General features: G+C 58.1%; 12 protein-coding genes. 8 read left to right on the top strand and 4 right to left on the bottom strand.

Annotated features, from left to right (window positions below):
- The first annotated feature begins 538 nt into the window (after positions 1-538).
- Positions 539-946, top strand: a complete 408-nt coding sequence (locus BLW62_RS09410) for a hypothetical protein (RefSeq protein WP_090506820.1) — start codon at positions 539-541, stop codon at positions 944-946.
- A gap of 8 nt (positions 947-954) precedes the next feature.
- Here BLW62_RS09410 and BLW62_RS09405 read toward each other — a convergent pair whose 3' ends face one another.
- The 3 genes from BLW62_RS09405 to BLW62_RS09400 all read right to left on the bottom strand — a co-directional run bounded on the left by BLW62_RS09405 (position 955) and on the right by BLW62_RS09400 (position 3,531).
- A complete protein-coding gene (locus BLW62_RS09405; protein ID WP_090506819.1) occupies positions 955-1,407 on the bottom strand; it encodes a MaoC family dehydratase in 453 nt (150 codons plus the stop codon).
- Positions 1,408-1,469: 62 nt separating this feature from the next.
- The gene (locus BLW62_RS19095; RefSeq protein ID WP_281246641.1) at positions 1,470-1,604 is read right to left on the bottom strand and encodes a hypothetical protein; all 135 of its coding nucleotides are present in this window, start codon (positions 1,602-1,604) and stop codon (positions 1,470-1,472) included.
- Positions 1,605-1,704: 100 nt separating this feature from the next.
- Positions 1,705-3,531 (bottom strand): MBL fold metallo-hydrolase, encoded by a 1,827-nt coding sequence (locus tag BLW62_RS09400; RefSeq protein ID WP_217630533.1) that lies wholly within the window; start codon positions 3,529-3,531, stop codon positions 1,705-1,707.
- A 480-nt stretch (positions 3,532-4,011) separates the two neighbouring features.
- Between BLW62_RS09400 and BLW62_RS09395 the strand changes: the two genes are divergently transcribed.
- From BLW62_RS09395 to BLW62_RS09370, 6 genes are all read left to right on the top strand, one after another.
- Positions 4,012-5,589, top strand: coding sequence for a bacterio-opsin activator domain-containing protein (locus tag BLW62_RS09395; RefSeq protein ID WP_090506818.1), 1,578 nt, complete (start codon positions 4,012-4,014; stop codon positions 5,587-5,589).
- A 74-nt stretch (positions 5,590-5,663) separates the two neighbouring features.
- Positions 5,664-6,731 carry a phytoene/squalene synthase family protein gene (locus BLW62_RS09390; RefSeq protein WP_090506817.1) on the top strand — a complete coding sequence of 356 codons (1,068 nt, stop codon included), beginning with the start codon at positions 5,664-5,666 and terminating at the stop codon, positions 6,729-6,731.
- Positions 6,728-8,254: a phytoene desaturase family protein gene (locus BLW62_RS09385; RefSeq protein ID WP_090506816.1), complete on the top strand. Its 1,527-nt coding sequence runs from the start codon at positions 6,728-6,730 to the stop codon at positions 8,252-8,254. The genes BLW62_RS09390 and BLW62_RS09385 overlap by 4 nt, the downstream gene beginning before the upstream one ends.
- Positions 8,251-9,081, top strand: a complete 831-nt coding sequence (locus BLW62_RS09380; RefSeq protein ID WP_090506815.1) for a prenyltransferase — start codon at positions 8,251-8,253, stop codon at positions 9,079-9,081. Before BLW62_RS09385 ends, BLW62_RS09380 begins: the two co-directional genes overlap by 4 nt.
- 214 nt (positions 9,082-9,295) lie before the next feature.
- The gene (locus tag BLW62_RS09375; protein ID WP_090507557.1) at positions 9,296-10,324 is read left to right on the top strand and encodes a DUF7961 domain-containing protein; all 1,029 of its coding nucleotides are present in this window, start codon (positions 9,296-9,298) and stop codon (positions 10,322-10,324) included.
- Between the two features lie 108 nt (positions 10,325-10,432).
- Complete coding sequence (locus BLW62_RS09370) at positions 10,433-11,638, top strand: tyrosine-type recombinase/integrase (protein ID WP_090506814.1); 1,206 nt, start codon at positions 10,433-10,435, stop codon at positions 11,636-11,638.
- Between the two features lie 457 nt (positions 11,639-12,095).
- Here the strand turns inward: BLW62_RS09370 and BLW62_RS09365 are convergent, their stop codons facing one another.
- A complete protein-coding gene (locus tag BLW62_RS09365) occupies positions 12,096-12,296 on the bottom strand; it encodes a heavy-metal-associated domain-containing protein (protein ID WP_090506813.1) in 201 nt (66 codons plus the stop codon).
- 129 nt (positions 12,297-12,425) lie between these two features.
- Here BLW62_RS09365 and BLW62_RS09360 point away from each other — a divergent pair, with 129 nt between their 5' ends.
- Positions 12,426-13,019: a winged helix-turn-helix transcriptional regulator gene (locus tag BLW62_RS09360; RefSeq protein WP_090506812.1), complete on the top strand. Its 594-nt coding sequence runs from the start codon at positions 12,426-12,428 to the stop codon at positions 13,017-13,019.
- The last annotated feature ends 49 nt before the right edge of the window (positions 13,020-13,068 follow it).

Raw genomic sequence — 13,068 nt, 5'->3', positions numbered from 1 at the left:
TTGTGGTACGAGAGGTGTACAAGTTATAGATTTATTTGTGAAGTTTGGGTAGTAACCACACATTACCGCAGATTCTCGCCCAGTTTTGTAAACTTTCGGAATCCTCGTAAGTGGTCGTCAGCCATTAGCTATTACGCTCCATACATGGCAGAATTCAACTACAGTTGAGAAGGAGAGAAGTTAGTACTAGACTGACAAGGTGAGTAGCAAACGACTGTCGCCTTGTCGTGAGACTCACGACCGGAGTCTGTTCTCGAACAATGCTGGCAGGACAATTCATGGTTGTGCCGACCCAAGCACTACGTGGGATGGGAGTAGTGACACGGCTTCGAGTACTCGTACAAAACGAGGGTGAGCTCTACGAGTGTCGAAACTGCGGGACGAAATTCGACGCCGAGCCAGAGGCGTGCCCAGCGTGTGACTCGAGCGAAATCGCTCACTACGTGTTTTGATACGGTCCGTCGACGCGATAAATCACCGTTGGAGTCCGTTCGTTCTCGAGCGACCGTTCTTGTAGGTCGGTCACGAACGAGTGGATATGACGAGCGACGATCGATACAAACTCTACGGCGTCTACCTCTCGCCGTCGACCGTTGAGTCTCTCGCGCAAGCGCTCTACGACGACGCGGGCGTCGTCGACCTCGAGACGTACTTCGAGGAGAGTCAGGACGCCGTCCCCGTCGGCGATCCGGGTGCTGATGCGACCGACGAACTCCTTCAGGCCGTTCTCGAATCGTTCGCACCGTTGTACGATCGCGCGGCGTTCGACGCGGCACGCACCGTCGATCCGAACGCGTTTTCACTCGTTCACCTCGCGGCGAAACCCCGCCGCATTTCCGAGTTACGCGAGCGCTTTCAGGCCGCGGCGACGATCCAAGAGAGTGATCTTCGAACGGTGCAGACGGCAATCCTCGCCGCACACCTCGAGACCGATCCGAGCGAGTAGCCGTTCGGTCAATCCTCACCGGGGTTTCGGCGTTCGATCATCCCCAGACCGATCCAGGAGATGACGACGTCTCCATCTTGGGTTCGGCCCTCGAGGAAACTGTCCACGTAACCGCGTTTTGGGTCACTTTCGGAGACGCGTTTGTCGATAACTTCCGAGCGGATCGAGAGGGTGTCTCCCGGCCGCACTGGCTGTTTCCAGCGAAGTTCGTCGACACCCCGGGCACCCATCCCCGCTCGCTCCTGAAGCGGCCCGTCGACGAGCATCCGCATGCACATCGATGCCGTGTGCCATCCTGATGCGACCAGTTCGCCGAACGCGGACTCTTTCGCTGCCTCCTCGTCCGTGTGAAACACCTGTGGATCGTATCGCTCGGCGAAGTCGACGATCTCTTCTTTCGTAACGTGATACTCACCGAACTCGGTAGTGTCGCCAACCTCGATATCTTCGTAGTATTGCATCGCTCGCTACTGTGTTCGACACGACAATGAGCGTATGGGAAGGCGAAGCCGCTTGCAGACGATCACTCGAGCGCGACGATCGTCACCCAGTGGTCGGGATACGCGGCTTCGTGGTCGTTCGCGTCGCTGTTCGCCTCGATCCAATCGGCACACTCTCGCTCGAGGTGACAGCTATCGCAGTGCAGTTCGTATGCCATACGGGAACGTACGACAGTAACGACTGTAAGCGTTCGTTGTCCCGAAACGTGAGTTTCACACTGGCAATCACCGCGACGATATCGAATTTCCGAGGCGTCCTCACTCTCCGTCGAGCACACCCGCTCGCTCGAGTTCGTCTCGAACGATGGCGCGGATCTCGGCTTCGCTCCGAGTCGTTTCGGTCCGTGCCGTGGCAACCTCCTCGTTCAACGCTGCAAGGCGGTCGAAGACGTCCTCGAGTTGGTCGTAGGCGCTCTCGTGGTCCGTCTCGAACTGTTCGGGAGACAGCGTTGGCGTCTCCGGAGTCGCCTCACGGTCGACGGCGATTGGCGTCAGTCGTCGACTACGGGTTACGTTCTCGACGCTCTCGACGTTCTTCGCCAGGTGGGTCCCGAGGTGTTCCTGCGCGTAATTCGGGCCGTGAATCAACGCGATTGTCTCCGGGTCGACCGTCCGTGCGAACTCGAGTAGGCCGTGTTGGGCGGCGTGGCCGCTGAGGCCGCCGACGAGAGACACCCACTCCGCTGGAATCGTCGCTCTGGCCACCAGTTCACTCGAGTTCTCGGCGGAGACCCAGGAGACGTTCTCGGCGCTCGGCCACTCGGTTCCGAACGGATCCGCGTCGGCGGTGAACTGGACCGCTTCGCTACCGGCATCGACCTGGTTCTGGATGGTTCTCCCCGTCGTCCGCGTTGCCTGATAGCCGGTGAGCACGATCGTCGCCGAGTGGAATCTGGCCGCGATCTCGAGGAGGTATCTCGGCGAGTTGCCGCCGGTGAGCATCCCCGAGGGGGCGACGATGATCGGAACGTTTCCGCCAGCAGTTGGGTCAGCGTCCTCGAGAATCGCCCGTCGGTCCGCATCACTTTGAGGAAATTCGGTGTGTGGCGGAGAGAACGGCGTCGTATCCCCACTCTCCGTCGCGCGATTCGCGATCGACTCGTCTACGTAGTCGGTGTTTCTCACGTACTCGTGGTAGATTTCGGTGGCCTCCTCCGCCATGCCGTCGACGACGAGTCGCACGTCGTCGCGCAGGTCGCCCGCCAGCGTGTGCAACCGATCGGCGAACAGTAACTGAAGCGTCTGGGCCCGGCCGACGGCGAACGTCGGAATGAGGACCGGTTCGTGGTTGTTCAGCGCGCGCTCGACCGTTTCGTAGATCGTCGACTGCGCGTCTCGGAAGGCTGTATGGCTATGTGTCGCGCCGTAGGTCGACTCGAGCAACAATAGATCGGCCTGTGGCGGCGGCGCAAGATCCGGCAGGTGACTCGCCCTGTCGCCGATGTCACCCGAAAAAACGACGCGATAGCCACCGGTCTGAAGGGCGAGCCACGCCGAACCGAGGAGGTGAGCAGCGTTTCCGAACTGGAAGACGATCGGATCTTGCACGACGGAATCGGCGACGGCCTCGAGCGTTCCACCGCCGTAGTCGACGGCTTCGAACCGGTCGAATATTTCGTCGAGATCCCGGCGCGTGAACTCCTGATTCCGCTTCGTACGGGCGGTCTCACGTCTGTGGATTTTGAGTGAGTCCTCGAGAAGCGTCGTCGCGAGGTCGACCGTCGGCGGCGTTGCGACGACCGGCGCGTCGTCCGCGAGCAAGCCGCGGGCCTCGAGCACCGGTAGGCCACCGCAGTGGTCGATGTGCGCGTGAGTGAGAAAGACGGCGTCGACGGATTCTGGCTCGAGGCCTCGAAAATCGGGGAACGCGTCGCCACTCCCCTGATTCAATCCACAATCGACGAGGTAGGTCCCGGAAACGGTATCGACCTGATAGCAACTTCGGCCGACCTCGCGGTCGCCACCCCGCGGCGTTACGACCATCGGGGTGTCCGACGAAGGGTGGATATCAGCGTGCTCGAGCGGGTCGAACTCGGGACCCGCGTCGGCTGGAATCCACGGCATCTCCGAATTCAATTCTGACATACAGCTACTGTCGGGAACGCTTCATTTGGGGTTTCTGGTATCAGAATTATAATGGAAACTGAATTCCGAGTAAGTGATGCCTGCAAACGAATCGTGTATGGGAAGTGAGTACTCGAGTCCCCGTGGTGAGCTCGAATTTCAGTGCTACTTTAGACGAGACACCTCTGAGAGGCGACTATTGTTAACTATATCAGGCACTATTTGGACCGACGGGAATTTTTTCTACTAAAGGGCGACACTGGGTCGCTTCTAGCTAATATTTCGTGTTATTATCTCAGAGGCCACGGCTCGATATGTGTCCGATAGATCAGATAGCGAATCACTCTATCAGACGCTGACGAACGTGTATGAGAGACCTCGATCCATCTATAAGTTGACTATTCTCTCGCACTCGAGAAGCAGAATTGGATTAGAACTGGGTTCGCTCGGAGACGACGGCCTCGAGCAAACCTTCTTGTCCTCGAACTCGACAGTCATTATATGAAGACGCGGGACCTGGACCAGGTCGACTTCGAACTCAAAGAACGGGCAATCGACGAGGCACCCGTCGGTATCACGATCAGTGACCCGGACCAGCCGGATAATTCGCTCGTTTACGTGAACGAGTCCTTCGAACGGCTCACCGGATACGCGGCCGAAGACGTCCTCGGGAAAAACTGTCGATTCTTGCAGGGAGACGAGACCGATCCAGCGGCTGTGAGCGAACTCAAAGACGGAATCGAGAGTGCTGAAGCTGTCACCGTCGAACTGCTCAACTACCGCGAAGACGGCGACCCGTTCTGGAACGAAGTCACCGTCGCACCGCTTCGGGACGAAACCGGCGACGTCACGAACTACGTCGGCTTTCAGGTCGATATCACCCAGCGCAAGGAGGCCCAACTCGCGCTGGCGGCCGAGCGCGAACGCCTCGACCGCCTCGTCGATCGAATCAACGGCCTGCTCGCAGACGTCACCGAACTCCTGATGCACGGAGTCGACCGCGAAGAAACCGAGCAAGCCATCGTCGAGCGAATCGCCGCGACGGAGTCCTACGCCGCAACGTGGATCGGCGAACCGGACCTCGCGGCGAACACACTCGAGACCTCCACGCACGCCCACTTCGACGACTCCTTCGAGGACCTCAGTATCGATCTCGACGGAGACTCCCCGATAGCTCGAGCGTTCTCCCAGGAATCGGTCGTCCTCGGCTCTCTGGAAGACCAATCCGGGTTACGTCTCGAGCGCGACGCCGGACGGTTCGCTGCTATCCCCCTCGTGTACGGCGACGCAACCTACGGCGTGTTGGTCGTCGTCGGGACCGACACGGACGCCCTGGACGAGCGCGAACTGGTGGTTCTCGAGTCGGTGGGTCGAACCATCGCGACGGCGATCAACGCAGCCCAAAGCCGACGCGGACTGACAGCAGACGATCTCATCGAGCTCGAGTTCACGATCACCGACGAGTCGTTCTTCCCGGTCGCACTCGCTGACACCTGGAACGCTCCCCTCGAGCTTCGTGGCTCCGCAAAAGGCGGTGACGGTCACTTACACCTGTTCGTCGACACCTCCGAGGACGTCGCGGCGAGCACCGACGAATCGCCACCCACTACCGAGCATCTCGAGTCAGTGACGCGGATCGGCGGTGGTGAAACCCCACTGATCGAACTCGAACTCGCACCCGGATCGGTTATCGACCACCTCGCCGAACGCGGCGCGGAAGTACAGACGCTGACAGCCGAATCCGGTGTCGCTGAACTCGAGATTACCGTGCCCGCTGAAACCGGTGGTCGAGTGATCCTCGAACTGCTCGAGGATCGATACGACGGGCTCGAACTCGTGGCCTACCGGGAACGAACGCACCGACCGACGACTCGTGCTGCGTTCGAGTCGACGCTGGAGGACCGACTGACCGATCGACAGGCAACGGCGCTTTACAGCGCGTTTTACTCGGGATACTACGACGACCCTCGCACGACGACCGGTGACGAACTCGCGGCGTCGATGGGCGTCTCTCGACCGACATTTCACCAGCACCTCCGTGCAGCCGAACGAAAGCTTCTCACGGCCGTTTTGGGCTAAATTCTCTCCGATACTTACTGGTAAGGTATCGGTGATACGGGCCGAGGGTTGCTACAGGAACGTACGCACCCACCATGTCTACGCCATCGTCTCACCGCGCGACCGCGGAATCGATCCATCGACGCACCGGGCGAACGTTCCACCTCGCTACTCGGCTTCTTCCCGAGCGTGCACGCGACCCGACACACGTCATGTACGCATTCTTCCGCGTCGCAGACGAAATCGTCGACGATCCCGAACCGGAGTCGACGACGGCACAACGCCGCGAACTCGAGGCACTTCGCGCCGAAGCGCTCGGCGAACGCGATCCGACGAGCGACGTGATGAAGGGATTCGCCGCCGTCCGCAACGAACACGACCTCGATCATCGTGAGATCGAGATATTCCTCGACGCCATGGCGATGGACCTCGAGCGAGCCAGATACGACACGATCGACGACCTCGACGATTACCTTCGTGGCTCGTCGGTCGCAGTCGCGTACCTGTTGACCGACGTCTTCGCTGCCGACCTCGATCCCGCAGTCAGACCCCACGCAGCCGCGCTCGCCGAAGGATTCCAGTTGACCAACTTCCTTCGAGACGTTCGCGAGGACGTCCGGAAGTACGACAGAATCTACCTCCCTCGCGAGGTCCTCCACCGTCACGGCGTCACCGTCGACGATATCGAATCGCTTCGGTTCGACGACAGCGTCGCCGCGGTGATCGAAGACGAACTCGAACGCACCGAATCGCTCTACAGAAACGGCGTCGCCGGCATCCCCCACCTCCCAGAAGACGTTCAGTTCGGCGTCCTCCTCGCCGCCGTACTGTACGCCGAACACCACCGACTCATCCGCCAGAACGGATACGACACGCTCGCGAGTCGGCCCTCGCTCTCGAGACCTCGACGTCTCGCCGTCACCGCCCGAACGTGGTATCACTGGCGACGAACACGAGACCCGGAGGCCGTCTTCGAGGCCGTCAGCGCGATTTCGCCGGGCGAGCCTGACGCAGCCGATTCCGACTCGAGCAGCCAGGGTGAGACCACGCAAGTGACGAACGCGGGGTCGACGCAATCAGAATCGAATTTTCCCCGACCGATGCATTCGGCCCGCCGCACCGTCGGTCGCATTCGAACTTACTTCGGAACGAGGTCAGAATGACTACGGAGCCATGGTCGGCCCCACCGAACGCTCTCGAGGGGAACTCCGTCGTCATCGTCGGCAGCGGATTCGGTGGACTCTCGACGGCCGCCCATCTCGCAGCGGCGGGTGCGTCCGTCACCGTCCTCGAGAAGAACGACCAACTCGGCGGCCGCGCGAGCGTCCTCGAGCGCGCCGGCTTTCGATTCGATATGGGCCCGTCGTGGTACATGATGCCCGACGTCTTCGAGCGCTTCTTCGCCGCGTTCGAGCGTGACCCCTCCGATTTCTACACCCTCGAGCGACTCGATCCCCACTACCGGATTTTCTGGAAAGACGGCGACCGACTCGACGTAACACCAGACGTCGAGGCCACCAAAGCCGCGTTCGAATTCTACGAGGACGGTGCCGCTGACGCACTCGAAGACTACCTCGAGCGCTCGACGGAAACCTACGACATCGGGATGGAACACTTCGTCTACACGAATCGGCCCCTGTTTCGCGACTACGTCGATTGGAACGTCCTGAAAAACGCCCGCGGACTCGGCTTGCTCGGCTCGATGGACGATCACGTGTCGTCGTACTTCGACCACCCGAAACTCCAGCAGGTCGTCCAGTACTCACTCGTTTTTCTCGGCGGGTCGCCGTCGAACACCCCCGCACTCTACAACCTGATGAGCCACGTCGATTTCAACCTCGGCGTCTACTATCCACGAGGGGGAATCGCAGCCGTCGTCGACGGAATCGTCGATCTCTGCACCGAACTCGGCGTCGAATTCCGAACCGGATACGAGGTCCGAAAGATCGCGCCCCAACAAACTGGATTCCACCTCGAGACGTCAGCCGGGCCCGTCGACGCCGATTTCGTCGTCAGTAACGCAGACTACGCCCACACCGAACAGTCACTCCTCGAACCCGAATTCAGACAACACGACGAACCGTATTGGGACACCCGAACCTACGCACCATCGGCATTCTTGCTCTACCTCGGCATCACCGGCGACCTCGAGGACATCGCCCACCATACCCTCGTGCTTCCGACCGACTGGGACCCCCACTTCGAGACCATCTTCGACGAACCAAATTGGCCCGATAACCCTGCGTACTACCTCTGTGCACCGTCGGTCACCGACGACACCGTCGCTCCTGACGGCTGTAGCGCCCTCTTCGCGCTCGTCCCCATCGCCCCCGGCCTCGAGGACGACGAGGCGATCCGCGAGGCCTATCGAGACTCTCTCCTCGACGACATCGCGGCAAACACCGGCGTGGCCCTTCGGGACCGTCTCCTCGTCGAGGAATCGTTTTGCATCTCCGACTTCGCGACTCGGTACAACGCCCGCGAAGGGAGCGCGCTCGGTCTCGCTCACACGCTCCGCCAAACCGGGCCGTTCCGCCCGAGCCACCGTTCGTCCGCACTCGAGGGACTGTACTACACCGGCGCGTACACGACGCCCGGCATCGGCGTACCGATGTGTCTCATCAGCGGGCAGCATACCGCCGACGCGCTCATCGCCGACGTTGCCACCGAGACACCGACTGTATGACTTCTCGAGCGCTTCTGGTTCGATCACGACCACGTTTTTGGCCCTACCTCGCCGGTCCCGTACTCGTGGGTGCTGTCTATGCCGCCGAGTCGGTTGGTGCGCTGTTCACCCCGACCGTACTCGTCCTGTTTGGGTACTTCCTCCTCCCCGCGAATCTCTTCCTCTACGGTATCAACGACGTTTTTGACGCCGACGCCGACCGCGAAAATCCGAAAAAAGCCGACCGGGAATCACGCTACCGTGGCGACGCCGCGACTCGCTGGTCAGTCACCTTGTCGTTCGCACTTGGCCTCGCGCTGTTGGCGATCACCCCGACCGTCGCTGCCCCCTGGCTTCTCGGGTTCTTCGTTCTCGGGGCGGCCTACAGCGCGCCGCCGCTGCGCCTCAAAACCCGTCCACCTCTGGACTCGCTCTCGAATGGCCTCTACATCCTCCCCGGTGCGACAGCGTACGCCGCGGTCGCCGGAACGACACCGCCCGTCCTCGCACTCCTCGGCGGATGGCTCTGGGCGATGGGCATGCACACGTTCTCGGCCATCCCGGACATCGAACCCGACCGCCGCGCAGACATCGAAACCACCGCAACCCGTCTCGGTGGGCGCCTCGCGACGGTCTACTGCGGTTCGGTCTGGGCGCTCGCCGCGGGCGTATTCGCGCTCCTCGACTATCGGCTCGGGCTGTTGATGCTGGCGTATCCGATTTTGCTGGTCGGAATCGGACTTAGCGAGGTGGACCTCGAGCGAGCGTACTGGTGGTATCCGGCGGTGAACGCCAGTATTGGGATGGTGTTTACACTCGGCGGATTGTGGGTATTGCTTTGTGGTTAGGGTAACCAACAGAATCAAACAAATAAGATGTTTTCCAGCAAGAAGGCGATCAGAAGTTGTAGTGCCAACTAGGTCGAGTTATACACTGATCGAACAGCTAACGTGTGGGTAGATTGACTCTATCTTATAGTGTTTTCTACGGCTCGAACAGGTTCTTGTACACTCATATCTAAAAACACGAAATTTTATTTTTATTGGATTATAAATCAACATGATGTATCGATATACGCCAAATGAAATCGACCACAAACGGGCACATCATCAGGCAGTCATTCAAGGTGTCGACGACTTGGATGTCAAACGAATTGGGAACTTGGGGGAGCTTGCATTCGAACAGTTCTGTCGTGAATATCTGCCAGTCGAGATGTGGGAGTGGAAGAACGAAGAGGCAATTAGACGGTGCAACTCCGAAAGTTTCTCGGGGTATGACTTTGAGGTCTTCGGCTACAAGGTTGACGTCAAGTCGTCGCGAGACGTCTCTGCATTCCTCCCGGAGTCACTCGTGGAGCGTGATCCAGACGACGATATCGTCGTGATGGTCTGGCACCGAGACAACGAAGACAGTCTGATGCTGCTCGGGTGGGAGCGACTCGAGACACTAACGTCGAAGGTTGAGTCCGAAGCGGCTTACTCGGGAGAGTCGCCGGAGAAACTCGACCATTTAGCGGCCCGACCGATGAACGAACTGATCGACCTCGGTCCGAACACTGCCCACATGAATCAAAAGCCCGAGAATCCGTTTAAGCCGGGTGATCGTGTCGTGAAAGCTGGAACCGATGAGCCGTCGGTAGGCGTCGTTATCGAGGTGATGCCTCCCGAGAAGAATACCGGTGCGTACGGCCAAGAGATGGACGGAGAAGCCGTTAGCGTTGCGTTCCCGAGTTCGCTCGACGAGGGGCCGGCGGAGTGGCGAGAGTATCACCCCGCCATCCTCGCGTCGTACTGTGTCGATACCGATATCAAACTTTGGCGGTACAAACACGAGAATCTCGAGTTCGCTTCGAATCCCTACGTATCGGGTGACTGCGTGATCAAGACGAGCCACGACGATCCGAATACGGCCGTAGTGGTCGAGAGTGAAGCCAGTCAGAGTAGTGACAAAGTCACGGTCGCATATCTAGGCGACTTCGACGAGACGGACGTCTGGCCGTCGAAGTTGGCAGACCACTGTGCGGAGAACGGAATCAAGTGCTACACGTACGAGTGTTCGGAACTCGAGTTTGCCAAGTCAGCACAAACGTAGTGTTCGAAAGTTGGACTCACTTCAGACGGTCCACACCCTGATTCAAACCTCCCGTGTCAATTTTTGACGAAACAACGACGATCCGAGTAAGGAGTACGTTTGTCAGAAATGGGTTGGGGCAGATTTGAACTGTCAATAGGATTACATGCTCGACGCTTCGCGTCTGCGCGTGTAATCCATTGGAGTTCGTCTCGCTTCGCTCGACGAACTGCCGACTTCCATGCGTTCCGCCCTCGGGTCCTGCCTGCTCGCTTCGCTGCGCGGGCGGGCCTTCCGACTACAGGTGAAGGCAATTTAGAAATAGTTGCTGAGATCACTGGCGACTCGCTCGCACTCCCAGGCACGGAGCAACAACGCATGCCAGCAATTGACAATGCTATCGAGGCGTACTTCACGGAAAGAGAGACCGAACTCAGCGACTCATCGCTGCAGAATCACCACTATCAACTCAAAATGTTCCGCAAATGGGCTTGGGGTGCAGGAGACGTTAACAGCGTTGAAGAACTCGAACCACTCGACCTATCCCGGTTTCGACGATACCGAAGCAAGTCGATCAATACCAACACAATGTACAACCAACTCTGTGTGGTTCGACTCTTCCTCCGGTTTTGTTTCCGGATGGGCTGGGTTGATGAGTCACTCCCGGAGTCGATCGTACTGCCAACAAGAGATGGAGCGGCACGTGATAGTAAGATCGATCCAGATCGTGTTGCGGGACTCCTTGATGACTTAGAACGCTACCAGTATGCGTCAACCGGCCACGTTATTCTCTCGCTCTTATGGTCCTGTTCGCTTCGTATTGGCGGCTTGCGAGCACTGGATGTAAAAGACGTAGACCTAGATAACCGATGGGCAGATTTAGTATATCGCCCCGAAAGTGAGACTCCGCTCAAAAACAAACGTGGTTCGGAGCGCGAGATTAACTTACACGGATGGGTCTGCGATTTGCTTCGTGCTTGGATCAACGACCGTCGTCCCTCAGTAACTGATGAATTTGGGAGAGAACCTCTACTGGGGACTAAGCGGGGACGTATGTCTCGATCAGCAATTCGTGTTCGGGTATACAAACTGACTGCGTGTGGTGATTTAGGGCATGGGTGTGCCTGCGGATCAACGTATCCATCAGAGTGTGATGACTCAGTCGCGCCACACGATATCCGCCGTAGCAGTATTTCTGCGTGGCTCGATGAGGGCCACGATCCAAATTTACTATCTGGGAGGGTTGATACAAGTACTCGTACGATGGAAAAACACTACGATGTGAGATCCGAGCGTGAAAAAAGAGAACTCAGACGAGACGCGTTCGATCTCTAACCGTCGGCACTCCGCCGTCGATTATTAGATTGAACAGCATAGGGGGTCAGTAGGGTAGCTCAACCATAGACTTCCTTTCGATTCTTCTGTACTCCAAAACGCAACGATTGGGAGTCAGCACCTTGGTGCCCAAACAGCGTAAGCACGCACCCGATCCATCGTAGATCAATCATCCAGTACTTGCGCGAAGGAACCTCTGTCGCGGTCGTCAGCGAACGCATGGATGTAAGCGCAGGCGGTATCAATGCCTATTACTCACAACTCACTAATGAGGAATCAATGGAGAGACGAAGAGAATACCTACCTAGCGAGGGCGACAAGGGGTAGGTAACCACCTCAACTGGCTCATCGTCGGTCCAGTTCCGCCTCAATCGTCGCAGGGACGTAGCTAGTTTTCATATGGGGCTCTCATTCAAAACGACCTTTCACGAACATTCCGGACGACAGAAGCAGACGACTAGGCGACGTCGTAGCCAGCGTCCTCGATGGCAGCGTGGATTTCTTCGTCCTCTACACCACCTTCGGTGTCGAGTTCGACAGATTCGGCCTCGTGGTCAGCACTGACCTGGGCCACGCCATCAAGTGCTTGGAGCGCATCCTCGACGTTCTGTTCGCAGCCTTCGCAACTCATCCCAGTGACAGTGATCGTTCGTGCCATGTTGTACTAGTAGATCTGTTCTCTTATTGCAATTGTTGTTTTAATCATTCAGCTATCTCCGTGTGATGCTTTTGTATATAAACTGTTTTGCGGGGAAGACTAATTGTCTTCGAGGTCGAATTCTCTCGTATGAGGAACCCAGATGAGACCGACCTCGAAATACTACGGTTGCTGATCGATGACGCTCGGCGACCGTTCAGCGAAATAGCCGATCACGTCGGCCTGACCCCACCAGCGGTTTCCGATCGTGTCGCACGCTTAGAAGAATTAGGCGTTATTCGGAACTTCACGGTTGACGTGGATCGAACAACGCTTCAGAACCGAGTTCCGGTACTGATTCAACTGACAGTCAAACCGGAAGCCGTCGAACGCGTCTTCGACCGACTGTACGAGCTGGATGAAACCGAGCACGTCTTCCAATGTTTCGATGGCGGCATCGTTGCTCACGTGAACGCACCCGATCAAGATGCACACGCGTGGTTCCGAGATGCTCTGGAAATGGAAGACATCGACTCGTACGAGCTCACGCCCCTGTCCAGATACGAATGGAGTGTCGGGGTCACTCCCGCTGATTTCACCATCTCGTGTGCAGTGTGCGATAACACGGTGAAAAGCGACGGCGAGACAGCTCGAATCAACGGCGAGGTCAAAGTCTTCTGTTGTCCATCGTGTAAAAGCAAGCACGAACAGCGGTACGAATCATTGCAACAAGGGGCAAACTGATGTCGGAAACACGACTTTCGATTTGAAGATCTACCCCCTTTCAGATTCT

Source organism: Natronorubrum sediminis (assembly GCF_900108095.1).
Lineage (GTDB): Archaea > Halobacteriota > Halobacteria > Halobacteriales > Natrialbaceae > Natronorubrum > Natronorubrum sediminis.
Note: the sequence above shows the minus strand (reverse complement) of the source record. Positions and strands in the feature narration are given on the sequence as shown.

Coding starts and splice junctions, on each gene's coding strand:
- BLW62_RS09410 (WP_090506820.1), top strand. CDS start 539: ATGACGAGCGACGATCGATACAAACTCTACGGCGTCTACCTCTCGCCG.
- BLW62_RS09405 (WP_090506819.1), bottom strand. CDS start 1,407: ATGCAATACTACGAAGATATCGAGGTTGGCGACACTACCGAGTTCGGT.
- BLW62_RS19095 (WP_281246641.1), bottom strand. CDS start 1,604: ATGGCATACGAACTGCACTGCGATAGCTGTCACCTCGAGCGAGAGTGT.
- BLW62_RS09400 (WP_217630533.1), bottom strand. CDS start 3,531: ATGTCAGAATTGAATTCGGAGATGCCGTGGATTCCAGCCGACGCGGGT.
- BLW62_RS09395 (WP_090506818.1), top strand. CDS start 4,012: ATGAAGACGCGGGACCTGGACCAGGTCGACTTCGAACTCAAAGAACGG.
- BLW62_RS09390 (WP_090506817.1), top strand. CDS start 5,664: ATGTCTACGCCATCGTCTCACCGCGCGACCGCGGAATCGATCCATCGA.
- BLW62_RS09385 (WP_090506816.1), top strand. CDS start 6,728: ATGACTACGGAGCCATGGTCGGCCCCACCGAACGCTCTCGAGGGGAAC.
- BLW62_RS09380 (WP_090506815.1), top strand. CDS start 8,251: ATGACTTCTCGAGCGCTTCTGGTTCGATCACGACCACGTTTTTGGCCC.
- BLW62_RS09375 (WP_090507557.1), top strand. CDS start 9,296: ATGTATCGATATACGCCAAATGAAATCGACCACAAACGGGCACATCAT.
- BLW62_RS09370 (WP_090506814.1), top strand. CDS start 10,433: ATGGGTTGGGGCAGATTTGAACTGTCAATAGGATTACATGCTCGACGC.
- BLW62_RS09365 (WP_090506813.1), bottom strand. CDS start 12,296: ATGGCACGAACGATCACTGTCACTGGGATGAGTTGCGAAGGCTGCGAA.
- BLW62_RS09360 (WP_090506812.1), top strand. CDS start 12,426: ATGAGGAACCCAGATGAGACCGACCTCGAAATACTACGGTTGCTGATC.